The organism is Methylosinus sp. H3A, assembly GCF_015709455.1.
Lineage (GTDB): Bacteria > Pseudomonadota > Alphaproteobacteria > Rhizobiales > Beijerinckiaceae > Methylosinus.
On sequence record NZ_JADNQW010000005.1, the window covers coordinates 254602 to 276328 of the forward strand.

At 63.6% G+C, this 21727-nt stretch carries 26 protein-coding genes and 2 pseudogenes; 12 read left to right on the forward strand and 16 right to left on the reverse strand.

What is annotated here, in order from left to right; genetic code table 11:
- Positions 1-247 precede the first annotated feature (247 nt).
- The 5 genes and pseudogenes from IY145_RS04165 (at position 248) to IY145_RS04185 (ending at position 4390) form a co-directional block, all read left to right on the forward strand.
- Complete coding sequence (locus tag IY145_RS04165) at positions 248-1186, forward strand: glycosyl hydrolase family 28-related protein (protein WP_196407048.1); 939 nt, start codon at positions 248-250, stop codon at positions 1184-1186.
- A 458-nt stretch (positions 1187-1644) separates the two neighbouring features.
- Positions 1645-1980: pseudogene (locus IY145_RS04170) on the forward strand (winged helix-turn-helix domain-containing protein); the annotation flags it as partial.
- On the forward strand, positions 1911-2570 hold the full coding sequence (locus tag IY145_RS25605) for an IS630 family transposase (protein ID WP_246721731.1): 660 nt from the start codon (positions 1911-1913) through the stop codon (positions 2568-2570). The pseudogene IY145_RS04170 and the gene IY145_RS25605, both read left to right, overlap by 70 nt.
- Before the next feature lie 213 nt (positions 2571-2783).
- Positions 2784-3056, forward strand: coding sequence for a hypothetical protein (locus IY145_RS04180; protein ID WP_196407049.1), 273 nt, complete (start codon positions 2784-2786; stop codon positions 3054-3056).
- 131 nt (positions 3057-3187) lie between these two features.
- The gene (locus tag IY145_RS04185; RefSeq protein ID WP_196406422.1) at positions 3188-4390 is read left to right on the forward strand and encodes an IS256 family transposase; all 1203 of its coding nucleotides are present in this window, start codon (positions 3188-3190) and stop codon (positions 4388-4390) included.
- A gap of 125 nt (positions 4391-4515) precedes the next feature.
- On the opposite strand, the pseudogene IY145_RS04190 reads toward IY145_RS04185, so the two are convergent.
- Positions 4516-5645, reverse strand: a pseudogene (locus tag IY145_RS04190) (L-lactate dehydrogenase).
- Between the two features lie 114 nt (positions 5646-5759).
- Here IY145_RS04190 and ada point away from each other — a divergent pair.
- Positions 5760-6809, forward strand: a complete 1050-nt coding sequence (ada, locus tag IY145_RS04195) for a bifunctional DNA-binding transcriptional regulator/O6-methylguanine-DNA methyltransferase Ada (RefSeq protein WP_196407050.1) — start codon at positions 5760-5762, stop codon at positions 6807-6809.
- A 64-nt stretch (positions 6810-6873) separates the two neighbouring features.
- Here the strand turns inward: ada and IY145_RS04200 are convergent, their stop codons facing one another.
- A complete protein-coding gene (locus IY145_RS04200) occupies positions 6874-7308 on the reverse strand; it encodes an iron-sulfur cluster assembly scaffold protein (protein WP_196407051.1) in 435 nt (144 codons plus the stop codon).
- Positions 7309-7439: 131 nt separating this feature from the next.
- Between IY145_RS04200 and folE the strand changes: the two genes are divergently transcribed.
- The 3 genes from folE to IY145_RS04215 all read left to right on the forward strand — a co-directional run bounded on the left by folE (position 7440) and on the right by IY145_RS04215 (position 9692).
- Complete coding sequence (gene folE / locus IY145_RS04205) at positions 7440-8069, forward strand: GTP cyclohydrolase I FolE (RefSeq protein ID WP_196407052.1); 630 nt, start codon at positions 7440-7442, stop codon at positions 8067-8069.
- Between the two features lie 36 nt (positions 8070-8105).
- Complete coding sequence (gene hisI / locus IY145_RS04210) at positions 8106-8501, forward strand: phosphoribosyl-AMP cyclohydrolase (protein WP_196407053.1); 396 nt, start codon at positions 8106-8108, stop codon at positions 8499-8501.
- Between the two features lie 153 nt (positions 8502-8654).
- Positions 8655-9692, forward strand: a complete 1038-nt coding sequence (locus tag IY145_RS04215; protein ID WP_196407054.1) for a patatin-like phospholipase family protein — start codon at positions 8655-8657, stop codon at positions 9690-9692.
- A gap of 49 nt (positions 9693-9741) precedes the next feature.
- Here the strand turns inward: IY145_RS04215 and IY145_RS04220 are convergent, their stop codons facing one another.
- Positions 9742-10173, reverse strand: coding sequence for a CBS domain-containing protein (locus IY145_RS04220; protein ID WP_196407055.1), 432 nt, complete (start codon positions 10171-10173; stop codon positions 9742-9744).
- Positions 10174-10231: 58 nt separating this feature from the next.
- Positions 10232-11023, reverse strand: a complete 792-nt coding sequence (locus IY145_RS04225) for a rhomboid family intramembrane serine protease (RefSeq protein ID WP_196407056.1) — start codon at positions 11021-11023, stop codon at positions 10232-10234.
- A gap of 163 nt (positions 11024-11186) precedes the next feature.
- Between IY145_RS04225 and IY145_RS04230 the strand changes: the two genes are divergently transcribed.
- Complete coding sequence (locus IY145_RS04230; protein ID WP_196407057.1) at positions 11187-11783, forward strand: PAS domain-containing protein; 597 nt, start codon at positions 11187-11189, stop codon at positions 11781-11783.
- Between the two features lie 44 nt (positions 11784-11827).
- On the opposite strand, the gene smbP is transcribed toward IY145_RS04230, so the two are convergent.
- Positions 11828-12163 carry a small metal-binding protein SmbP gene (smbP, locus tag IY145_RS04235; RefSeq protein WP_196407058.1) on the reverse strand — a complete coding sequence of 112 codons (336 nt, stop codon included), beginning with the start codon at positions 12161-12163 and terminating at the stop codon, positions 11828-11830.
- 149 nt (positions 12164-12312) lie between these two features.
- Positions 12313-12519, reverse strand: coding sequence for a hypothetical protein (locus IY145_RS04240; RefSeq protein WP_196407059.1), 207 nt, complete (start codon positions 12517-12519; stop codon positions 12313-12315).
- Between the two features lie 387 nt (positions 12520-12906).
- Here IY145_RS04240 and IY145_RS04245 point away from each other — a divergent pair, with 387 nt between their 5' ends.
- The gene (locus tag IY145_RS04245; protein ID WP_196410695.1) at positions 12907-14373 is read left to right on the forward strand and encodes a hypothetical protein; all 1467 of its coding nucleotides are present in this window, start codon (positions 12907-12909) and stop codon (positions 14371-14373) included.
- Between the two features lie 67 nt (positions 14374-14440).
- Entirely contained in the window at positions 14441-14650 is a 210-nt protein-coding gene (locus IY145_RS04250; RefSeq protein WP_196407060.1) for a hypothetical protein, read from the forward strand.
- Between the two features lie 7 nt (positions 14651-14657).
- Here the strand turns inward: IY145_RS04250 and IY145_RS04255 are convergent, their stop codons facing one another.
- The 10 genes from IY145_RS04255 to IY145_RS04300 all read right to left on the reverse strand — a co-directional run bounded on the left by IY145_RS04255 (position 14658) and on the right by IY145_RS04300 (position 21726).
- Complete coding sequence (locus tag IY145_RS04255) at positions 14658-15752, reverse strand: flagellar basal body P-ring protein FlgI (RefSeq protein ID WP_196407061.1); 1095 nt, start codon at positions 15750-15752, stop codon at positions 14658-14660.
- Positions 15752-16216: a flagellar basal body P-ring formation chaperone FlgA gene (gene flgA / locus IY145_RS04260; RefSeq protein WP_196407062.1), complete on the reverse strand. Its 465-nt coding sequence runs from the start codon at positions 16214-16216 to the stop codon at positions 15752-15754. The genes IY145_RS04255 and flgA overlap by 1 nt, the downstream gene beginning before the upstream one ends.
- Positions 16213-17001, reverse strand: coding sequence for a flagellar basal-body rod protein FlgG (gene flgG, locus IY145_RS04265; RefSeq protein WP_196407063.1), 789 nt, complete (start codon positions 16999-17001; stop codon positions 16213-16215). Before flgG ends, flgA begins: the two co-directional genes overlap by 4 nt.
- A gap of 18 nt (positions 17002-17019) precedes the next feature.
- On the reverse strand, positions 17020-17340 hold the full coding sequence (locus IY145_RS04270) for a flagellar hook-basal body complex protein FliE (RefSeq protein ID WP_196407064.1): 321 nt from the start codon (positions 17338-17340) through the stop codon (positions 17020-17022).
- Positions 17337-17756, reverse strand: a complete 420-nt coding sequence (gene flgC, locus IY145_RS04275; protein WP_196407065.1) for a flagellar basal body rod protein FlgC — start codon at positions 17754-17756, stop codon at positions 17337-17339. The genes IY145_RS04270 and flgC overlap by 4 nt, the downstream gene beginning before the upstream one ends.
- A gap of 8 nt (positions 17757-17764) precedes the next feature.
- Positions 17765-18148: a flagellar basal body rod protein FlgB gene (gene flgB, locus IY145_RS04280; protein WP_196407066.1), complete on the reverse strand. Its 384-nt coding sequence runs from the start codon at positions 18146-18148 to the stop codon at positions 17765-17767.
- 72 nt (positions 18149-18220) lie between these two features.
- Complete coding sequence (locus IY145_RS04285; protein WP_196407067.1) at positions 18221-19294, reverse strand: EscU/YscU/HrcU family type III secretion system export apparatus switch protein; 1074 nt, start codon at positions 19292-19294, stop codon at positions 18221-18223.
- 13 nt (positions 19295-19307) lie between these two features.
- Complete coding sequence (locus tag IY145_RS04290) at positions 19308-20330, reverse strand: flagellar motor switch protein FliG (protein ID WP_196407068.1); 1023 nt, start codon at positions 20328-20330, stop codon at positions 19308-19310.
- A gap of 18 nt (positions 20331-20348) precedes the next feature.
- A complete protein-coding gene (fliN, locus tag IY145_RS04295) occupies positions 20349-20648 on the reverse strand; it encodes a flagellar motor switch protein FliN (protein WP_246722191.1) in 300 nt (99 codons plus the stop codon).
- A 133-nt stretch (positions 20649-20781) separates the two neighbouring features.
- Complete coding sequence (locus IY145_RS04300) at positions 20782-21726, reverse strand: FliM/FliN family flagellar motor switch protein (RefSeq protein ID WP_196407070.1); 945 nt, start codon at positions 21724-21726, stop codon at positions 20782-20784.
- Between the last annotated feature and the right edge of the window lies 1 nt (position 21727).

Here is a 21727-nt window from a genome sequence, read left to right on the forward strand (position 1 = left end):
CGAATAATGCGGTCTATTGCCGATTTTCAGTCGTGCGGCGGCCTCGCGCACCTTCGGCCCCTGCGCTATAGGATCTTCAAACGGGCGATATCTACCTGCAGTTACGTCACTACAAAATTTCCGCTATTATTGAGATCTCGTCGGTCTATTTGGCATAAAATTATAGTGTTTTCCGCTAAATCAGAACTCTGCGCCACTCCCGCCAACCTCCAACGAATTTTCTGGGCTAAACCAAGGGCTATAAGCCATGCTCTGTAAACGCACTCTGTTCTTTGGAGCGCTCGCGTTTCTGGCGTCTACGGCGCTCGCCGATGAAAGCTGCGTCAATTCTGCCTGCGCGGTCGACAATCCATATAATTTCACGAGCGGCCTTTCCACGCCGACGCCACACCTTAGCGATAATACGAACCCCGTAGCGACGGGCGCGATGGCCGGCGCTGTGCCGATCGCGACATTCGGTGCAACGTGCGATGATGCGGCTCTTATTACGGCGTCTACATCCGAGCGAACAATCGTCATTCCGAGCGGCACGACATGCACGGTGTCGAATGACCTTACGCTGACAACTAAAACTCCCTGGATCGTTGAACAAGATGCACTATTTTTAATCGATAGCGGAAAAGCTATGTGCCTTCATAATGCAATTATTGCCGGATTTTATCAAATTTTCTACGGCAACGGCGCTGTGTCTTGCCTTGACAACCCAAATCCCACGTGGTGGGGAGCGAAAGGAGATGGCGTTGCTGACGATACAGCCGCCATAAATGCTTTTGTCGTAGCTTCAGCCGGAAAAGATGTGTTTGTCCCCCCTGGGACGTATAATACTACTGGCAGCGGCTCTGTAATAGTTAACAATGGCACGACAATTAGATGCTCAGGCACGCACGCAACAATATTCAGATCGACCACAGCGAGCCCAAACGGCGGCCAGCTATTCAATTTGTTAGGATGGGACTCTCGTATGCTCAGTTGCGGATTTTCCGCGTCTGTAACACAGACCGGTGGCCATTACGTGGCGCTCCGTGGAAGGAATGCAATTCTCAACGATTGGTATGCCGAGAACGACTTTAATGCCGTTCTTATGACTGGCGTATTAGCTCAAACACTAAACGGCGTGCTCGGTAACGGTTCAGCAGGCGCGATTAGAGCGACACAAGCCAGCTTGTTGAGAACGTCTCCTGTCTAGCATCCACAATCTCTCCAGAGCCAGTCGCCGCTGGATTACGTGTTAGAAATTCGGCAGGGCTGCGTGTTCTGACTTTTCACTGTAGCACTAACTATATTGGATTGCTTGTCGACCCCACTGTCGCCGGACTCACCAATAGTGCGACAGACAACACAGATCAAGGGTCCGTTTATAGTCTTTGGGTTGGGGCAGACTCTGCATTTGACGTGAACTACTGCGCGGGTGTGATACGGGTTCCGGCTGATTGACTCGGCGACGGGGATTCCCGGGGCGAATCGAAGTAGCTAAGCTGTATCGCCATGAATCGCTGGAGGCGGGTCATGGCGACGATAGCTGCGCATTTGAGCGTCGATGCGTTGCGTGAACGGTATGTTTCGAGTTCGAACGCGCGCGAGGCGCGGCATTTCCATGCGATCTGGCTGCTCGCCAAGGGCCACACGCTCGGCGAAGTCGCCGAGATGACGTCCTTTGCCCAGCGCTGGATCGAGCAACTCGCGGCGCGCTACAACGCAGAAGGACCGGAGTCTCTCGGCGACTTGCGCCGGCGCAACGGCTCGACGGCGACGGTGTTGAAGCCCGATCTGCTCGCCGAGCTGCGCGTTCGGCTGAACGAGCCCCCCGACGACGGAGGCTTGTGGACGAGCGCGAAAGTCGCGGCTTTTCTCGCGCGCGAATTGGGGCTGGAGAAAGTTGCGGTTCAGCGCGGCTGGGAAGCGCTGAAAGCCTGCGGCATGTCGATCCAGGCTCCACGCCCCAAAAATCCGAAGGTGGCTTCGCCCGAGGAGGCGGCGGCGTTCAAAAAAACCTCGAAGACGCCGTCGCGGAGGAAGCCGCGAAGCATCCAGAGCGATCGGTCGAGGTCTTCGCCAGCGACGAGCACAGGCTCGGCCTGAAACCGGTCACGCGGCGCGTCTGGGCGCCCGTCGGCGAGCGGCCGATCGCGCATGGCCATCATCGCTTCGACTGGCTCTATGTGACCGCCTTCGTCTCGCCGGCGAGCGGCGAGACCTTCTGGTACGTGCACGACGGCGTCTCGAAGCCGTTTTTCGCGGCGCTGCTCGAGACCTTCGCGCGCGAAGCCAAGGCCGGCGTCGATCGCACGATCGTGCTCGTCATCGACAACGCCGGCTGGCACGGCGAGGCTGGTCTGAGCGTGCCGGATGGCGTGCGACTGGTTTTTCTGCCGCCCTATACGCCGGAGCTGCAACCCGCCGAGACCTTATGGGCTCTCGTCGACGAGCCGATCGTCAACAAGCACATCGGAACGATAGAGGAACTCGACGCGATCATCGGCGAAAGATGCGCCGCGCTCGCGAGCGAGCGCGACATCATCAAAAGCCGCGCCGGCTTCCATTGGTGGCCAAAAATCGCCAAGCCGAAGTAATCAGCCGGAAACCGTATGAGCCTGCGTCCAACAGGAACAGGAAGTGTTAGCCGCCTTAGATTTGAGGGGACGTGGGCGTCTTCAACAGGAAACGGCTGCGAAGGCCGTGGTATTAGTATACAAAATGGAGGGAGCGGTATAATAACTCATGTTGATTTCATTAATCCTCACACGCTATACAATGTCGAAGCCGGCTTAGCTACGGTAGGGGCCATGAGTTATATCACAACTATCGGCCATATCAGCTACGGAAACTCGTTTGGGCAGTATTGGAGTAGCGGGGCAACGCATATCAAGACAATTGGCGGCTCACTTGGCGGAGCTGAAGTAGGCAACGCCGTTTATGGATTTTCGAGTGAAAGTGGCGTGGATTACATTATTCTGCAAGAAACTGATCTTTGCGGCAACACAGTCGGAGGAGCTGCAATTGGCGGCTCGCCCGCCAATACAGCAATCCCTGCCGGCTCTAATCTGTGTTACCCCTAAGGCGCATCATGACAATCACTCTGAGAATCATTTGAACGGCATCGCATGCAGGAGCATCGCCGAAGCAGACTGCTTAGGGACTGTCAGGAATCTTGTGTGTGGGGCCATAGTAGAACCGCAGGAGGCGGGCTATGGCGATCAAGAAGGGCACATTGGACCAATTGCTGTCGGGACGCGATCCGAAGGAGGTTTTTTCCAAGGATGGCTTGTTCGATGAGCTGAAGAAGGCGCTGGCGGAACGGGTTCTGAACGCGGAGATGGACGACCATCTCGAGAGCGAAGCGGCGGCGGGCAAGGCGAACCACCGCAACGGCTATTCGAAGAAGACCGTGCTGACCGAGACGTCGAAGATCGACATCAGGGTCCCGCGGGACCGGGAGGGGAGCTTCGATCCCAAGCTGATCGCGCGCTATCAGCGCCGCTTTCCCGGCTTCGACGAGAAAATCGTGTCGATGTATGCGCGCGGCATGACGGTGCGCGAGATCCAGGGCCATTTGCTCGAGCTCTACGGCCTGGAAGTCTCGCCCGATCTGATCTCGACAGTCACCGACGCCGTGCTGGAGACCGTCGCCGAATGGCAGAACCGGCCGCTCGAGGCGATGTATCCCTTGGTTTTCTTCGACGCGCTGCGCGTCAAAATCCGCGACGAAGGCCTGGTCCGCAACAAGGCCGTCTATGTGGCGCTCGGCGTCACGCCGGACGGAACGAAGGACATTCTGGGGCTTTGGATCGAGACCTCGGAGGGCGCCAAATTCTGGCTTCGGGTGATGAACGAGCTGAAGAACCGCGGCGTCGGCGACATACTGATCGCCGTGGTCGACGGCCTGAAGGGCTTTCCGGAGGCGATCAATGCGGTGTTTCCGCAGACGACCGTGCAGACCTGCATCGTGCATCTCATTCGAAACCCGATGGAATTCGCCTCATACAAGGACCGCAAGGCGATCGCCGCCGCGCTGAAGACGATCTATCGCGCCCCGACCGCCGAGGCGGCCAAAGAGGCGTTGGAGGCCTTCGACGGCGGCCATTGGGGCAAGAAATATCCGTCGATCGCGCAGGGCTGGCGGCGCAATTGGGAGCAGGTCATCCCGTTTTTCGCCTTTCCGATCGCGGTACGGCGGATCATCTACACGACGAACGCCATAGAATCCTTGAACGCGAAGCTGCGGCGCGCCGTGCGGACGAGAGGGCATTTTCCGACTGACGATGCGGCGATGAAGCTCCTCTATCTCGTCTTGCGCCAAGTCGCCGGGGAGTGGAAAATGGCGCCGCGCGAATGGTGCGAGGCGAAAAATCAATTCGCCATCATGTTCGACGATCGCTTCGTCGCGGCGTGATGGAAACCCGGCCCCGCACACAAGATTCCTGACAGTCCCGACTGCTTACGCTGTCGATAGCTTCTGAAGATCGCCTCATATGCCGCGGCGGCTTTAATTCACCCGGCCGGCGTCGAGGCTCTCGTTCACCCCAAAATCCCCCTTCCCACTCCCTTCACCTCCCCCACCCCGCACAACATCATCCCCACCCGCAGATCCGCGGCGAAAATATCCAACATATTCTCCACGCCTGCCTGCCCCCCGCGGCCAGCGCATAGGCGTAGACGCGGCCCAGCAGCACCCCCTTGGCGCCCAGCGCCAGCAGGCGCAGAACGTCAAGGCCGGAGCGAACGCCGGAATCGGCGAAGAGCAGAAGATCGTCGCCCACCGCATCGGCGATCCGCGGCAGCATGCGCGCCACGGAGGGCGCGCCGTCGAGCTGGCGACCGCCGTGATTGGAGACGACGATCGCCTCCACGCCGCAGCGCATGGCGTCGCGCGCGTCCGTCTCGTCGAGCACGCCCTTCAAAATAATGCGGCCCGGCCAGCGCTCGCGCACCCAGTCCAGCGTCGACCAGTCGAGCGTCGGATCAACATTGGCGGCGATGTCGCGCAAATAATTCGTCTGCTTCATCGCGCCGCCGAGATAGGCCGCGACATTGCCGAGATCATGCGGCCGGCCCAGGAGGCCGACATCGAAAGCCCAGGCGGGCCGGCTCAGCGCCTGCCACAAGCGCCGCTGCGCCGCAAAGGGGCCGGACAGTCCCGAATGCGCGTCGCGATAGCGCAGGCCCAGCGCTGGCAGATCCACGGTGAAGACCAGCGTCTCGACGCCCGCGGCGCTCGCGCGCGCGAGCATATTCTCCATGAAGCCGCGATCTTTCAGCATATAGAGCTGCAGCCAGATCGGCCGCTCGCTGGCGCTCGCGACCTCCTCTATCGGGCAGACGGAAAGGGTGGAGAGAATGAAGGGCACGCCCTTTTTCGCCGCCGCTCGCGCGCCCTGAACCTCCCCGCGCCGCGCGAACATGCCCGACATGCCGATGGGCGCGATAAGCACGGGCAGCTTCGATACGACGCCGAGCCATTGCGTCGAGAGATCGACATCGGCGACGCCCTGCATCACGCGCTGGCGCAGGGTGACGCTCGAAAGATCGGCGCTATTGGCCGCGAGCGTCCGCTCGGCGCCGGCGCCGCCATCTATATAGTCGAACAAAAAGCGCGGTAGTCTTCGCCACGCGGCGTCCCGATAGTCGGAAGCGGAGGAAATGATCATCGCGGCCCTCTTCGGCGCGGGCGCAGAAGCCCCACAGCGTCAAATGGCGCATTCGCCGATTCAAAGGCAAGAAGCGGAGTGATTTTCCCGCCCCGACGATCGTAAGAGAGCGAGATGGAGACAAAAGCCGCAAAGCGCGATCTGCGCTGGGACAGCGTCCTCGCCCGCGACGCCGCGGCGGATGGGGCTTTCGTCTATTCGGTGACGACGACCGGAATCTATTGCCGCCCCTCCTGCCCCGCCCGTCGCCCGAAGCGCGCCAATGTACGCTTCTACGCGAGCGGGGCCGAGGCGGAGGCGGCGGGATTTCGCCCCTGCAAACGCTGCCGGCCGAACGAGGCCTCGCTCCCCGCCCGGCAGGCCGGTGCGGTGGCGCACGCCTGCCGGCTCATCGAGGCGGCGCAGACGCCGCCCTCGCTCGACGCGCTGGCGCGCAGCGTCGGGCTCGGGCCTTCGCATTTTCATCGGCTGTTCGAGGGGATCGTCGGCGTGACGCCGAAAGCCTACGCCGCCGCTTGCCGCCGAAGCCGCCTGCGCGAAAATCTCGGAAAGAGTCGGTCGGTGACGGAGGCGATCTACGAGGCCGGATTCAATTCGAGCGGGCGCTTCTACGCAGAGTCCGCGAGCGCGCTCGGCATGACTCCCAGCGCCTTCCGCCGCGGCGGCGACGGCGCCGAGATCAAATTCGCGGTCGGCGAATGCTCGCTCGGCTCCGTTCTGGTCGCCGCGAGCGACAAGGGCGTCTGCGCCATTTCTCTCGGCGACGAGCCGGAGGCGCTGGTTCGCGCGCTGCAAGACCAATTTCCCCGCGCGCGCCTGATCGGCTGCGACGCCGATTTCGAGCGGCTGATCGCCAAAGTGGTCGGCTATGTGGAGGCGCCGAAGATCGGCCTCGAGCTACCGCTCGACATTCGCGGCACCGCGTTTCAGCAACGCGTCTGGGCGGCGCTGCGCGAGATTCCGGCGGGAGCGACCATCGGCTATAGCGAGCTCGCGAGGCGCATCGGCGCGCCGAAAGCCGCGCGCGCCGTCGCGGGCGCCTGCGCCGCCAATGCGATAGCGGTGGCGATCCCCTGCCATCGCGTGGTGCGCAGCGACGGCTCGCTCTCCGGCTATCGCTGGGGCGTGGCGCGCAAGCGCGCGCTGCTCGAGCGGGAGTCATGAGTGCGCGACGACGAGCGCGCGCGCCGAAGCGCGCGCGTCATCGCCGACCAGCCGGCGCCGTCCCTCAGCCCTGGCGCTTCTCGATCTGACCGATCGCGTCGACGACGGCGTCGAAGGTCAGCAGCGTCGAGGCGTGACGCGATTTGAAATCGCGTACCGGCTCGAGAATGGCGATTTCCGCCCATTTTCCCTCTGGGGGGGCGCCATTCTCCTTCAACATTTTGCGGACGGTCTCGCGCAGGGCGCGCAACTCTTGCGGCGTGGAGCCGACAATATTGCGCGCCATGATCGAGGAGGCGGCCTGACCGAGGGCGCAGGCTTTGACCTCATGTGCGAAATCCGCCACTTTTCCATCGGATAGGGTGACATCGATAGTCACGGTCGATCCGCAGAGCTTGGAATGGGCGGTGGCGCTGGCGTCTGGAGCCGCGAGACGACCGACACGCGGTATCTGCGCGGCGAGCTCCAGGATGCGCTGGTTGTAGACTTGATCGAGCATTGTGGCCGATAAGTTGCTAGCGGGGGGGTTACGTGGAATTCTGACACTGAGTATATAATTCCGCGGGCCGCGTTGAAAGCGGCCGTCTTCCCCGAAGTGGTCGGGCCCGTATTTCTCTTTGGAGGCGCCACATGGATGCCGTGGTTAAGTCCTTGCTCGACCGTCCCGAGACGGCCGATACGCCCGTCCAACGTCCGAGCCGCGAGGAAGCGGAAGCGGCGGTGCGCGTGCTGCTGCGCTGGGCGGGCGACAATCCCGACCGCGAGGGCCTCAAAGAGACGCCTCGCCGCGTCGTAAAGGCCTATGAGGAGTTCTTTCGCGGCTATCACGAGGACGCGGGCGAGGAGCTGGCGCGCGTCTTCGAGGAGGTCGAGGGCTATGACGACCTCGTGCTGGTGCGCGACATCCCTTTCTTCTCGCATTGCGAGCATCACGTCGTGCCTTTTGTCGGAAAGGCGCATATCGCCTATTATCCGACCGGCGGCGTCGTCGGCCTGTCCAAGCTCGCGCGCCTCGTCGACGTCTATGCGCGGCGGCTGCAGACGCAGGAAGCGATGACGGCGCAGATCGCCACCGCCATCAACCAGCATTTGACGCCGCGCGGCGTCGCCGTGCTGGTCGAGGCGGAGCATATGTGCATGTCCATGCGCGGCGTGATGAAACAGGGCTCCTCGACCGTGACGGTGCAATTCTCGGGCGTGTTCCGCGACGATCCCGCCGAGCAGGTGCATTTCTACACATTGCTGCGCGGCGCCCGCTGAAGCGCCTCGCCCGAGCCGAACACCCGGAGACGCGTCATGTCCGCCTTGCCGCCGGCCGAGGCCCACGAGCTCGAAGAGGGCCTCGCCTTCGCGCCGCGTTATGACGCGCAGGGGCTCATCGTCTGCATCACCGTCGAGGCGGCGACCAAGGACGTGCTCATGGTCGCCTATATGAACGAGCTCGCGCTTTCCAAGACGATCGAGACCGGGGTCGCGCATTATTGGTCGCGCTCCCGGCAGAGCCTGTGGCGCAAGGGCGACACCTCCGGCCAGGTGCAGAAAGTGGTCTCGCTCGAGGTCGATTGCGACCAGGACGCGCTGCTGTTGTCGGTGGAGCCCGGCGGCGACGGCAAAGCCTGCCACACGGGACGAAAATCCTGCTTCTATCGTCGCTTGGACCCGAGCTCCGGCCGTCTCGTCCTCGAAAACTGACCGCCGTTGGATGGCGGCGCGCCTTCCGGCCCCTCGCGAAACCGCTCGCCCGCGCATCCGCTGCGCCGTTAACCCGGCGGCTACTTTCTGCGCGCAGCCTCCCTCCCAATATAAGAGAAAATCGCCTTGGGGAGGAACACGAGGAGCGCCTCGATGACGGCCTTTTTTCGCAATCCGTTCGAGAGATGGTCAGGAGACGGCGGCGTGATCGCGCCGCCGGTCGGCGACCCGCCGACGCCGACGAACGAGCCTGAGAAGCCGGCGGCGCGGCCGAAGATCGGCCTGGCGCTCGGCGCCGGCGCGGCGCGCGGCTGGTCGCATATCGGCGTGCTGCGCGAGCTCGCGGCGCATGGCATCGTTCCGGACGTCGTCGCGGGCACCTCCATCGGCGCCGTCGTGGGCGCCTGCTACGCCGCCGGCAAGCTTGACGCGATCGAGACCTTCGCGCGCGGGCTGACCAAGCGGCGCGTCTTTACCTTCATGGACCTGTCCTTCTCCGGCATGAGCCTCATCGGCGGCGAGCGCCTGCGGGCCGCGCTCGAGAAGGAGCTCGCCGATTTCCTGATCGAGGATCTGCCGATCGGCTTCGCCGCCGTCGCGACCGAGGTCGGCACGGGACACGAGGTCTGGCTGAAGCGCGGCGCGCTGGCGCCGGCGGTGCGCGCCTCCTATGCGCTGCCCGGCATTTTCGAGCCCGTGCGTATCGGCGACCGCTGGCTGTTCGACGGCGCGCTCGTCAATCCGATCCCGATCACGGTCTGCAGGGCGCTGGGCGCCGATTTCGTGATCGCGGTCAATGTCACCGCCGACACGATGTATCGCTCCCATGTGATCCACGACCATCACGCCCACGCCGCCGGCGGCGCGGCGAGAGAGAGCGCGCCTTTCGGCGCCGCCTCCGAGCCCGGCCTCGCGGCGCATCTGCTGCCGCGCTATTTCCAGCGCCGTCCCGGCGCCGCGCCCAATGTCGCGGCCTCGATGATCGACGCCTTCAACATCATTCAGGATCGCATTCTGCGCTCGCGCATGGCCGGCGACCCGCCCGACGCCACGATCCACGCGCGCCATGAGGAGGTCGGCATGTTCGATTTCCACCGCGCCGAGGAGTTGATCGAGCTCGGCCACGAAGCGACGAAACGCTCCCTGCCCAATATTTTCGCGCATATCCCGCTCATCGGCGCGACGCCGTGAGCGCCGCGCGCGAAGCGATCGACAGGAGGCCGTATGACGGCTCGAAGCCTCAGGCGGCCGCGATATAGGCGCGCAGCTCCTGGCGCTCGGCATCGATCTCGTCGATCCGGCACTTGACCACATCGCCGATCGAGACGAGGCCGGCCAGACGCCCGCCGCGCAGCACCGGCAGATGACGGCGACGCTCGATCGTCATCGCCTCCATCGTCTTTTCGAGCGTATCGTCTTCGGCGATCGACATGGGATCGGCGGTCATGAAGCGCGCGACCTCGTCGCAGAGCGCTTCGACGCCGCAACGGGCGATGGCGCCGACGATGTCCCGCTCGGTGATGAGGCCGACGACCTCGTCATCGGCGTCGACGACGACCAGCGCGCCTATGCCGCGGCGGGTCAATTCCTCCGCCACTTGGAGCAATGTCCGCCCGGGGGCGATGGTGACGACCTCCGCCCCCTTGCGGGCGAGTATTCGGGCGACGTTCATTTCGAAATCCCTCCCCTCTCGCTATCGATCGATCTGCTTCTTATCGAGCTGCTTCTTGTTATCGAGCTGCTTCTTGGCCTCCGTCACGCCGGCGGTCGAATGCGCCGAACAGCAGCAGGCCCGCCGCGAAGCCCCCGACATGCGCCTCCCAGGCGATCTGCTCGGTCGACCCCGCCGCCCCGGGGAACAGGCCGAAGATCAGATTGACGGCGAACCAGATCCCGACGAAGGCGATCGCGCGCCGGTTGGACCAGAGCTCGGCGAGGCTCGACGCTCGACGCGACGCCTGCGGCGCGGCAAACTCCGCATCCTGGGCGAATGCGAAACGCGCGCTCGCCGCCATGGTTCCCGAGATCGCCGCCGAGGCGCCGACGACGGGGCCGAGATCGAAAGGATGGATGGCGAGATGAGCCGCCGCTCCGGCGGCCGCCGTCAGCGCCAAGAAGGCCAAAAACCGAACTGCTCCGAAACGACGCGCCAAGGGCGAGCCGAAGGCCGCGAGCGTCACGCCATTCACCGCGAGATGCGTCCAATTGGCGTGCAGCAACGCATAGGTCACGAAGGTCCACCAGGGCAGGCGCTCGGCGCCGATCGCCGCCGCGACGTCGCTCGCCTCCACTCCCGGCTCCAGCTGACCGGCGATCGAGCTCATGAAGGCGTCGGGCGCAAGAACGAAGGATATCCGTCCCGGAATGAAGGCCAGCGCCGAAAAAACCTCGGCGACAGTCGCCCCCGGCAAGGCGCCGAGCGCGAATTGAATCGCCGCCAGCGCCACGAGCAACCCCGTGACCTCACGGGGCAGATTGAGGATTTTCTCCCTGCCGGGACGCGCCTCGGACCGCTCGTTCATCTCTCGCCAGTCTCCGCTCGCCGAAGCCGCCCGCCTTCGCGTGGTTACCGATTCCTTGCCGCTGGCATGCGGCCTGCTCTTCAGCTCTCGCCGCTCGGGGGCGGGCGGCAGGGCGCGCCGATTCGACGCAAAGTCCTCAACGATACGCCGTTTTGGAAACAAAATGAGACACAAGGTCAACCAGCAACTCTACGCCTATTGGAGCCGCTTGAAAGGGGCGCGGTCGGCGCCCGAGCGGTCCGAAATCGACCCGGCGGAAATTCGCGAGGCGCTGCCCGATTCCTTCATCATCGAAATCGACGAAGCGGGCCGCTTTCCGATACGGCTGTGCGGCACGCGGCTGAACGCGCTCTGGCTCGACGAGCAGAAAGGGAAATCCTTTCTCGATCTGTGGTCCGCCGACGACCGCCGCACGCTCGCCTCCGTCATGCTGACCGTCATAGACGGGGTGGCGCCCGTCGTGGCCGGGGTCGAGGGACGAGCCGGCGAGGAAGGCGATATGTTGGAGCTCGAACTGCTTCTTCTGCCGCTGCGTCATTTCGGCAAGACGCATTCCCGCGTTCTCGGCGCTCTCGCGCCCGCGCGCCGGCCGCGCTGGCTCGGCGTCGCGCCGGCCAATCCGTTGCGACTGAAATCCTTTCGCGTCATCGCGCCGAGCGAGGCGCGATATCGCCTGCCGGAGCCGACCGGCCGACGAGTGGTGCGCCCCGCAGCGGCGGGACGCCCGGAGCTCGTTCTCTATCGGGGCGGAAAAGCCTGACTGGGAGCGCGCCCCGTCGAGGGGCGCGCTCGAATTGGCGAAGATTACGGCGCGACCTGCTTGAGCTCGGCGTCCGCGGCCGTCGCATGCTCGGCGGCCTGCGCGAGATGGTTCTGGCGGGCCTCTTCGATCGCGGCCTTCAAATGGACGATCGCAGCGGCGAGATGCGCGTCCGGCTTGAACTTCTGCAGCGATTCCGCCTTTTCCAATGAGAGATCGGCATGATAGGCGAGCAGCCCAGTGTCCTTCAGCTTGACCTGGGTGATCGCCTCCTCCGCGTGCCGGAGGGCCTGATCGAGCCGGTCGTCGGCGCGGGCCAGGGTGGAGGCGAAAAGCGCGCCGCCGAAAGCGAGCGTGAGAGCGGCGGTTTTGAACTTCATGGACCGTTTCCTCATGATCCGGCGGCCAGCCCATCGTCACTGAACGTTTCGATTTATCGCGGTCGCCGATGATCGTGTCCCGCATTTAAATGCAAGTTGGGGCGGCTTACTAGTCCATGTGTCCGATTTTCAGCCGCACCCGCCGCGACTCACCAGAATTTCAACGAGGCGAGGAGGCCTTTTTGCACGGCTTGGCGATCCTGCTCCTTGAGCTCGAGGAAGATTTGCCGCGCGCTGGCCCGCAATGCGAGGAGCTGCTCGTCCGAAATCTCGAAATCGACCGCCGCCGACCGTAATTCGCGGCGCGCGCCGTCGAGCTTCTCTTGCAGAAAGGCGATCAGGGAGTTCTTTGCCATTTTGCTCTCTCTCACTCGCTTGGGCGAGCCTGAGAGCGGGAGCGGAAAGAGCGCTCGAATTCCCTCGAGGGGTTCCTCAATCAGATTCGCCGGTCGGGCCTACGTCCGAGGCCCTCGGTTTTGTCGGAACGCCCACGCTCGAGCGTCTCGCCGATTATCATAGAAACTTCGTCGATCCGCAATCCGGCGGCGACGCCCACGCGGCGACTACCCGCGCAAGTCGTTCGAATTTTGTACATATGATTGACATTGTTGGGCTATCTACGCGCCTTGCTGCGCATATCCCCCAATAGCGAGCGAATCCAGCGTCGATAAATTCGCCTCCGACGATTCAACGCGTCGCGTCGCGCTTATCGCGTTTTCGTTGCCCCCCACCAGGATTTGCGAATGACATCCGCTCGCCACGGCCTAGCCGCCGCGGCCGGGCTCGCGGCCTTATTGGCGACGCGAGGCGCGGCCGCCCATTGCATGATCGGGCCTCGCATGATCCCGATGACGATCACGATCGACACGCCCTGCGTCATGGATGATTTCATGCCGATGGCGATGGGGACGAGAAATGGCGATCACACCCGGGAGCTCGACGTCCCGCTGATGTTCTCGAAGCGCATCACCAAGGATTTCGGCGTCACCCTCGCCGGAACCTGGTCGCGCATGTGGATGCCGGAAAATCAGTCGTACATGGCCATGATCATGGACATGCCGATGATGGGCATGACGATGCCGATGCTCATGCCCATGGGCATGTATATGCCGGGCATGAATATGAGCGGCTGGCAAAACCTGCAGACGACGTTCAAATATCAGCTCGTCACCGACAAGAAGAGCGAGTTCGTCCTCTCGGCCGGGCTGTTCGTGGACTGGGGCGGCGTCGGCAATCGCTCGACGGGCGCGCCGGGCTTCACGACGCTCGCTCCGACCATTTGGCTCGGCAAGGGCTTCGGCGATCTGCCGGAGGAATTCGGATGGGCGCGCGCCCTCGCCGCCACCGGACAATTCGGCCTGCGTATCCCGACATGGCGGCGCACCCTCGCCTATTCGCTGAGCGGCATGAGTCCCGCGGGCGCCGACATGTCCGGAATGCTCAATTCGGTGATGGACATGTCCTGCATGACCATGCCGGCGCCGCTCACCTTCGACATGGCGATGCTCATGCCGAGCATAGACGAGTGCCGCCATTCGCCGACCTTCGCCTATGGCGCGAGCCTGCAATACAGCTTCTCCTATCTGAAGAAGAAGCTGAAGGTCGATCTCGGCGTCCCCGATTTCGTCTATGAGCTCAATCCGATCGTCGAGGTGCAGTTCCGCACGCCGCTCTCGGGCGTGCGCAGCACCAGCATCCCGCCCTATTACGGCGTGGAAATCAACCCGAACCAGAGGACGTTCGCGACCTCCCCCACTTCCGCCTCGACGGTCGGAACGATCAACCCCGGCCTGATCTGGATGGGCGACAAAATGCAGATCGGCGCCGAGGCGATCATCCCGATCAACCGGCAGAGCGGACGAGCCGTAGGCTGGATGGCCTCGATCGACTTTTCGCTCCAGCGCCTGTTTCCAGACACGCTGGGCAAGCCGCTCATCCAATCGGCGGGCGAGGAAGAAGAGGATCACGATCACGGCGATCACGACCATGGCGACGACCATGACCATGGCGGTCACGACCATGACCACGATCACGGCGACCATGGGCATGGGCATGACCACGAGCGCCACCATGGCGGCCAAACGCAAAGCCACGGCCATGCGCAAAGCGCGGGAAGCCATCATGGACACGGCCATGGCGCTCATCTCGGACAAGGAGCCTCCGAGGCGGGGAGCAAGTCCGACCACGCCGGCCACGAGCACGCGCATTGACGCCCCTACCGCCGGAGCGCTCCCTCTCCCAATTAGGCGAGAAGGCCGAGCCATATCGGAGGAACAAATGGGCGATCAGATCGAGCTTTCGCTCACGCTCGAGCGAGTCGACGCGGCGGTGTTGCTCGACAGCCTCGAGCGTCAGCTCGAAGCGTTGCAGCGAATCGAAAAGGAAGTCGACATCGAGCTGTTTGCGACCGCGCAACGCGAGAAGGCGGCGATCATCCCGGTCATCATGGCGCTGGAGAGCGCTCTAAAAACGAGCCGTCCGCATTGAAGCAGCGTCATTGGATGATGAGATCGGCCTGCAAGGCTCCCGCCGACTTGATCGCCTGCAGAATCGAGATGATCCCGGTCGGCTTGAGGCCGATCTGATTGAGCCCGCGCACCAGCGTGCGCAACGTCGGCCCCTCGAGCGTCGCGACGCCGCCGACCTCCTCGGTCGCGGTGATGCGCGTCTGGCTGGTCACCGTCGTCCTGCCATTGGAGAAGGGCGCCGGCTGCGAGACCTCAGGCGTCTCGTTGATGCGAACGGTGAGGCCGCCATGCGTCAGCGCGACAGGCGATATCTTCACATCCTGGCCGATCACCACAGTGCCCGTGCGCTCGTCGATCACGACGCGCGCGGGCGTGCTCGGCTCCACGCGCAATTCGCCGATCTCGGCGAGCAGCCTCGTCGCGCCGCCGCGCGTCGCCGTCAGCGCGATGCTGCGCGCGTCGCGCTCCCGCGCGAGCCGCTGGCGATACTTTTCCTGTGTGTAACGATTGATGGCGTCGGCGATACGCACCGCTGTCTCGAAATCCGGATTGCGCAGCTCGAGCACCAAAGCGCCATTCTCGCCGGACGGTCGCGGCGCCTCACGCTCGACGGTCGCGCCATTGGGCACGCGCCCGACCGTCGCGACGCCATGGGTGAGCGTTTCGTTCTGGCCGCCGACGGCGAAGCCCGAGACCGCGATGGGCCCTTGCGAAATCGCATAGACATTGCCGTCTATGCCGGTGAGCGAGGTGAGGAGCAGCGTTCCGCCCATCAGCGACGTGGCGTCGCCCATCGCCGAAACGGTCACGTCGATCGTCGAACCCCAGCCGACGAAGGGCGGCAGCGCCGCCGTCACCATCACCGCGGCGAGATTGCGCGTGCGCAGCGCGCTATTGCGCACATTGACTCCGAGCCGGTCCAGCATGGAAGACACAGACTGCTCGGTGAATGGCGCATTGCGCAAAGTGTCGCCGGTGCCTTGCAGACCGACGACGAGCCCATAGCCGAGCAGCTGATATTCCCGCACGCCGCGCGGAAATGTAATGTCCTTTATGCGCACCGAGGCGAGCGCCGGAGCGCTCATCAGCACGAGCAGAGCGACCGCGACGATTCTGCGCATCAGCCCTCGCTCACGCGAATGGAGCCGTCGGCCTGCACGCGGCCGTTGACGACGAGCCCGCTGTCCTGATTGCGCACGCGGATGAGGTCGCCGACCGACCCGGCCTGAAGCGCCGAGCCATAGGCGACTATGACCATGCCGCCCTCGTCGAAAACGATCTTCACCGAGGCATTGACGGAGACCACCTTCGGCGCATCGACCGCGATGACGGGAATCGGCCGTTCCGGCAGCAATGTGCGCCGCGCGATCTTGCCGACGAGCGCGCCTCTCGTCTCGGCCACCGAGCCGTCCGCGCCGCCGCCGAGGCCGAAAGCGCGTTCGCCGAGCATGGAGTCGCGAATGACGTCGCCAGGATAGATGACGGCGAGCGGCACGGGGAGCATGCGCTCCTCCGCGCAAAGCGGCGAGAGGCCGCAGACGACCGCGGCCAGCACGAAAGCGACGAGCCGCGGAACGCGCATCATCTGATCCCCTTCGAGACGGTGCCTTCCATCTCGTCCACCGCCTGGATCACCTTGGAGCTGAGCTCGAAGGCGCGCTGCGCGGAGATGAGATTGACGAGCTCCTTGACCGGATCGACGTTCGAGCTCTCGAGATAATATTGGCTGAGCGTGCCGAAACCCGGATCGCCCGGCACGCCGACGACCGGCGCGCCAGAGGCGACCGTCTGGCGGAAGAGATTGCCGCCGAGCGCCTCGAGGCCCGATTCATTGGCGAAATTGGCGATCGTCAATTGGCCGAGCTGCTGCGGCGTCGTCTGGCCGCCGATCGTCGCGGAGACGATGCCCGATTGATTGACGCTGATCGCCGTGGCGTTATTCGGTATGACGATCGTCGGCGTCACCAGATAGCCGTCGCCGGTCACCAATTGACCATTGGCGTTGGTGCTGAAAGAGCCGGCGCGCGTGTACACGGTCTCGCTGTCCGGGCCGACGATCTGGAACCAGCCGCGGCCCTGCAGCGCGAGATCGAGCTGATTGCCGGTCTGGCTGAGCGAGCCCTGCGTCTGCAGGCTGCGGATCGCCGCGAGGCGCACGCCGAGGCCGGTCTGCGATCCCTCCGGAATCGTCGCGTCGCGGCCGCGGTTGGAGACGCCTTGCAGACGGTCAGCTTGATAGAGGAGATCGGTGAATTCCGCGCGCGAGCGTTTGAACGCCGTCGTGTTGATGTTGGCGATATTGTTGGAGAGAACTTCGATATTCTGCTGCTGGGCGTTCATGCCCGTGGCCGCTATGGCGAGCGCTCGCATGGCTTCACATATCCTTTTTCATATCGTCATACGGCTGATTTCCTGATAGGCGCCGACCGCCTTGTCGCGCACGGCGAGGGCCGTCTGCAGCGCGCGCTCGGCGGACATGATCTCATCCACCACCTGCTGCACCGAGGCCTTGCCCTGCACGCCGGCGATGGACGCCGCCTCGCTCGATTTCACCTTGTCGATGACGCCGGTCGTGAGTTGATCGAGCACTTGCGAAAAAGACGCTCCGTCGACAGACGAAGCGGTTGTGCTCTTCGTCGCGCCGCTCAGCGCCGAGACGCCGGCGCCGGAGGCGACCGAGGCGACGATTCCTGGGACGAGTCCGATCATTGGCTTCCCTTCAGCAGATCGATCGTCATGGAGAGCAGCTCGCGCGTCTGCTTCATGACCTGGAGATTGGCCTCATAGGCGCGATTGGCTTCGCGCATATCGGCGACTTCGGTGAGAATGTTCACATTCGGAAATTTCACATTGCCATTCTTGTCGGCGGCCGGATTGCCGGGATCGTGCTCGACGCGAAAGGCCGAACGATCGACGCCGACCGCTCCGACATGAACGAGCTCTGCTCCGGTGGCGCGATCGAGCTCATTGGCGAAGGTGACGGTCTTGCGCACATAGGGATTCGCGCCCGCCGTCTGGCCCGTAGAACGGGCGTTGGCCATGTTCTCGGCGACGACCCGCAGGCGCGACGATTGCGCCTCGAGGCCCGCGCCGGAGATCTTCATGGAGGCTTCGAGAGCGTCCATCTTTCGTGTTACCCTTTCAACGTCGCCATCCACATTCCGTGGAACGACTTCATGATGCTGGTGCTGAGCGAGAAGGCGCCGCGAATCTGTCCGGCCTTCATCATCTCCTGCTCGAGGCTGACCGAATTGCCAGACAAGCTCGTCTCCCAATTCGTCCCTTCCTTGGGCGAGGACGCGCGCGGGTCGAAGGCCGCGGTCTGAATATGCAGGCCATTGGTGCCTGCGAGCTCCAATGCGCTGCGATCCAAGACCTTGGAGAAAGGCGCGACATCGCCCGCCTTATAGCCGGGCGTATTGGCGTTGGCGACGTTCTGGGAGACGGCCGATTGACGCGCGGAAAGCCAGCTCCGCTGCTTTTCGACGAGATCGAAGAGATAGACAGGCTCGACCATGATGCCTCGCGCGATGTTCGTATCGGAAAACTATGCGCCTGGTCTTGCGTCAGGCTGGAATTATACGCGCATTCAGCGGGCAGCGCGGCCGCCATTGTGCAAGAAATGAATGAGCTCGGCGACCGGGCGATAGAATTCCTGCGGGATCATCTTGTCGACCTCGACGTGGTCATACATCGCGCGCGCGAGCGCCTGGCGCTCCAGCACGGGAACGCCATTCTCCTCGGCGATCTCCCTGATCTTGAGCGCGATCAGATCGGTTCCCTTGGCGACGACGAGCGGCGCGCCGCCCTCCTCGCGCACATAGCGCAGCGCAATGGCGTAATGGGTGGGATTGGCGATGACGAAAGTCGCGCGCGGAACCGCCGCCATCATGCGTTTGCGCGATCGATCGAGAGCGATGGAGCGCAGACGCGCTTTCATCATGGGGTCGCCTTCCGACTGCTTGAACTCCTCTTTGATCTCCTGCCGGCTCATGCGCATGTCGCGGCGCCACTTCGTTCGGCTCCAGGCGAAATCCGCCATGGCCAGCAGCACCACCGGAATGCAAACGATGCTCGTCAAGCGAATGACGAGCTTCAGCAGCAGTCCTGGAACCTGGCCCGGCTCGACGCGCATCGAATCGGTGATGAGCCCGCGGTCGACATTCAGCGAAAAGATGACCGCGCCCGCGATGATGACGATCTTGACCACCGACTTCACGAGCTCGATGACGCCAGCGACGCCGAAAATGCGCTTCAACCCCTCTTGCAAAGAGATGCGCGAGAAATCCGGCTCGATGCGCTGGAAGACGAGACGCGGCGCGCCTTGGATGAATGCCGCGACGATCGCTGCGACAATGAACATCGCGAGGATCGGCGTGAGAAATCGGCTGGTCTCGAGCACCACAGTCTGCGACTGCATATAGGCGTCCGCGGCATTGGCGAGCGCGAACTGGCCGACATTGGCGAGCATCAATGCCAGCGCGCCGACGAGGCGCGGGCCGACCGTCTGGACGACAAAAGCGGCGCAGAGGAGAAATGTGAGGAAGAGCGTTGCGATCGACAGATCACGGGAGACCGGCGTCTTGCCTTGCTCCAAGGCGTCGAGAATCTTCTTCTCTGTCGCCTCTTCTGTTCGTGATTCCTGATCTTCCGTATCGCTCATGGCTCAGAGGCGATCATTCGCTCGCCTCCGCGGACGAGCTCGACAGATCGATCTTGCCCTGTTCCGCGAGCCTCAGAACCGTGTCCGCGATAATGCGACGCGCCTCCATTATGTCGCGACGCGGCGGCGTCCCCCCGCTCGCGAGCTCCGCCTCCACCATGCGCCGGGTTCGCGCGGACAGCGCCGCCAGGACGAAATCGCGAACATCGACCTCGGCGCCGCGCAGGGCCATGATGACGCGGTCGGCGGGAATCGCGTCGAACAGGATCATGCGCGCGCGGACATTGAGCTTGGTGATGTCCTCGAAATTGAAGAGCATGCCCTTCAGCGCTTCGGCGTCGCGCGGACGGCGTTCGGAGAGGCTGCGTAGAACACCCTCCGCATGCTCGCGCTCCATCTTGTTGATGATCGCCGCGAGCTTGGCGTTCTTCGCCGCAGTGGCGGTGAGCTCGGAGTTCTGCAGAAGATTCTCCTGCAATGTCGTCTCGAGCAGCCGCAGCGCTTCATCGGTGACCGCCTTCGACGATAGCATGCGGCGCATGACGTCGTCGCGGAATTCGCCTGGCAGCGCCGACAGCGCCTTGGCGGCGCGCGCCGGATCGATCCGCGACAGCGTCAAGGCTGTCGTCTGCGGATGCTCCTTCGAGACATATTCGATGAAGACCGCCTCCGGCGCTAGCCCGACGCGATCCCAGACAGCGCTATTCGAGCTGCCGAGCACATCCGACATGATCTCGGCGATCTGATCGGGCGGAATCACCCCGCTCAGAAGCTTCTCGGCCTCGCCCGCCGTGCCGCGAAGATCGGAGCCGCCACTCTGCAGCCGATTCATGAAATCTTCGATGAGCGGCTCGATCGTGCTCGCCGGAACCGAGCCTAGGCCGGCGGCGAATTTGGTGATCTGACGCAGTTCGCTGCGGTCGAAGTGCTTGAGGACGCGTTGCGCCACATCCTTGTCGACCGACAGCAGCAACGCCGCCACTTTCTCGGGGCCATTGAGCGCTCGGCCGGCGTCGGCGGCAATCAGATTCGTCATCGCGGGCTCCCGCCTCCGTCACATGCGCCGCGCGCCGCTCCCGGGCTCGATGATCTCCGTGAGCGAGACACCGAAGCGCGTATTGTCGTCCTCGACGACGACCACCTCGCCGCGCGCGATGAGCCGGCCATTGACGACGACGTCGACCGGCTCGCCGATCTTCTGGTCGAGCGGCACGATCGCGCCGCGCCCGAGCTTTAGCAGATTTGAAACCGGCATGGTCACCGAGCCGATCACCACCTGCATGACGACGGGAATACGCAAAATCGATTCGAATTTGCGTGGATCGATCTCCGGCTCTCCGCCGCGCGGCTCCATCCTCAAATCCTCACCGATCGCGCGGGAGCCGCCGATCAGCCTTTCGAGTTCTTCGCTCTTCGAGCTCTCCAAGTCGAACTCTCCCATGTCGATCTCTCCAATGTCGACCTCTCCCCGACGTCCCCGCCGTCGCTCAGCCGCGCAAGACGTCGTCGATGAATTCCTGTTGCTGGTCGACGAAATCGTCGATGCGAATCGTGTAGGAGCCGTCCTTCTGGCCGATCTCGCACCAAAATAGCGACTGCCCCTCGCACATCAGCGCGACGAGGCCCGTCGGCGACACCGGCAGCTCGATGACCTGACCGACCTCGAAACGCGCGACGTCGGCAAGCGTCAGATCGACCTTCTCCATCACTGCGCTCAGCGTCACCTCGGTCTGCGTGACCCGCTCCTTCATCCGCTTCGCCCAATACGGATCCGCCGCGGGCGCGGCCCCAGACGCTTCCTGCGACAGCACATCGCGCAGCGGATCGAGCGTCGCCTGCGGAATGGCGACGAACAACTCGCCTTGCGTTCCGAAGGCGCGCAGGCGGCAGCGGCAGACGACGCTGAATCCGTTCTTGCGCGGGCCGCCCGCCGGCTCGACGCGATTCTCCGCCGGCTCGAGCGTGAAGCTCACGCCGGCGAGCGAGGCTAAGGCCACCTGCAGCGATTTTGTCACTCGCGCGAAGGCGAGCATGCCGACGCGCGTCTCGATCGCAGTGAGCTCTCGCTCTGCGTCATAGGGCGCCTCGGAGCCGTCCGAACCGAACAAACCCTCGAGCAGAGTGAACACGAAACGGCGATCCGCGCCGATAATGGTCTTGGCGTCGGGATCGGTTTCGACCACATAGGTCGCGGCGAGCGCGACGCGATCGGCTTCGACTGCAATGTCGCTCGCGCGCGCGACAGTCGTCGCCTCGACGACGAACTGCATCGCTCCTTCGGCGAGACCCCGCATCGAATCCTGCACATCCGCCGCCATAGCGTCGAACACTGCGCGCAACAACGGCATGCGCTCGAGCGACGGCCCGCCGCCCGAGAGCAAGCGCTCCCTCACTCCCTGCGAGGCGAAATCGGCGACGCCGTCCATGCTCATC

Excerpts from the sequence above, each read along its gene's own strand:
- flgB (WP_196407066.1), bottom strand. The coding sequence starts at position 18,148 with ATGGTCGAGCCTGTCTATCTCTTCGATCTCGTCGAAAAGCAGCGGAGC.
- fliN (WP_246722191.1), bottom strand. The coding sequence starts at position 20,648 with ATGGAGCCGCGCGGCGGAGAGCCGGAGATCGATCCACGCAAATTCGAA.
- smbP (WP_196407058.1), bottom strand. The coding sequence starts at position 12,163 with ATGAAGTTCAAAACCGCCGCTCTCACGCTCGCTTTCGGCGGCGCGCTT.
- ada (WP_196407050.1), top strand. The coding sequence starts at position 5,760 with ATGGAGACAAAAGCCGCAAAGCGCGATCTGCGCTGGGACAGCGTCCTC.
- IY145_RS04200 (WP_196407051.1), bottom strand. The coding sequence starts at position 7,308 with ATGCTCGATCAAGTCTACAACCAGCGCATCCTGGAGCTCGCCGCGCAG.
- flgG (WP_196407063.1), bottom strand. The coding sequence starts at position 17,001 with ATGCGAGCGCTCGCCATAGCGGCCACGGGCATGAACGCCCAGCAGCAG.
- IY145_RS04230 (WP_196407057.1), top strand. The coding sequence starts at position 11,187 with ATGAGACACAAGGTCAACCAGCAACTCTACGCCTATTGGAGCCGCTTG.
- IY145_RS04245 (WP_196410695.1), top strand. The coding sequence starts at position 12,907 with ATGACATCCGCTCGCCACGGCCTAGCCGCCGCGGCCGGGCTCGCGGCC.
- IY145_RS04290 (WP_196407068.1), bottom strand. The coding sequence starts at position 20,330 with ATGACGAATCTGATTGCCGCCGACGCCGGCCGAGCGCTCAATGGCCCC.
- IY145_RS04225 (WP_196407056.1), bottom strand. The coding sequence starts at position 11,023 with ATGAACGAGCGGTCCGAGGCGCGTCCCGGCAGGGAGAAAATCCTCAAT.
- IY145_RS04185 (WP_196406422.1), top strand. The coding sequence starts at position 3,188 with ATGGCGATCAAGAAGGGCACATTGGACCAATTGCTGTCGGGACGCGAT.
- hisI (WP_196407053.1), top strand. The coding sequence starts at position 8,106 with ATGTCCGCCTTGCCGCCGGCCGAGGCCCACGAGCTCGAAGAGGGCCTC.
- flgA (WP_196407062.1), bottom strand. The coding sequence starts at position 16,216 with ATGATGCGCGTTCCGCGGCTCGTCGCTTTCGTGCTGGCCGCGGTCGTC.
- IY145_RS04215 (WP_196407054.1), top strand. The coding sequence starts at position 8,655 with ATGACGGCCTTTTTTCGCAATCCGTTCGAGAGATGGTCAGGAGACGGC.
- IY145_RS04240 (WP_196407059.1), bottom strand. The coding sequence starts at position 12,519 with ATGGCAAAGAACTCCCTGATCGCCTTTCTGCAAGAGAAGCTCGACGGC.
- IY145_RS04270 (WP_196407064.1), bottom strand. The coding sequence starts at position 17,340 with ATGATCGGACTCGTCCCAGGAATCGTCGCCTCGGTCGCCTCCGGCGCC.
- IY145_RS04255 (WP_196407061.1), bottom strand. The coding sequence starts at position 15,752 with ATGCGCAGAATCGTCGCGGTCGCTCTGCTCGTGCTGATGAGCGCTCCG.
- IY145_RS04285 (WP_196407067.1), bottom strand. The coding sequence starts at position 19,294 with ATGAGCGATACGGAAGATCAGGAATCACGAACAGAAGAGGCGACAGAG.
- IY145_RS04220 (WP_196407055.1), bottom strand. The coding sequence starts at position 10,173 with ATGAACGTCGCCCGAATACTCGCCCGCAAGGGGGCGGAGGTCGTCACC.
- flgC (WP_196407065.1), bottom strand. The coding sequence starts at position 17,756 with ATGGACGCTCTCGAAGCCTCCATGAAGATCTCCGGCGCGGGCCTCGAG.
- IY145_RS04180 (WP_196407049.1), top strand. The coding sequence starts at position 2,784 with ATGAGTTATATCACAACTATCGGCCATATCAGCTACGGAAACTCGTTT.
- folE (WP_196407052.1), top strand. The coding sequence starts at position 7,440 with ATGGATGCCGTGGTTAAGTCCTTGCTCGACCGTCCCGAGACGGCCGAT.
- IY145_RS04300 (WP_196407070.1), bottom strand. The coding sequence starts at position 21,726 with ATGAGCATGGACGGCGTCGCCGATTTCGCCTCGCAGGGAGTGAGGGAG.
- IY145_RS04250 (WP_196407060.1), top strand. The coding sequence starts at position 14,441 with ATGGGCGATCAGATCGAGCTTTCGCTCACGCTCGAGCGAGTCGACGCG.
- IY145_RS04165 (WP_196407048.1), top strand. The coding sequence starts at position 248 with ATGCTCTGTAAACGCACTCTGTTCTTTGGAGCGCTCGCGTTTCTGGCG.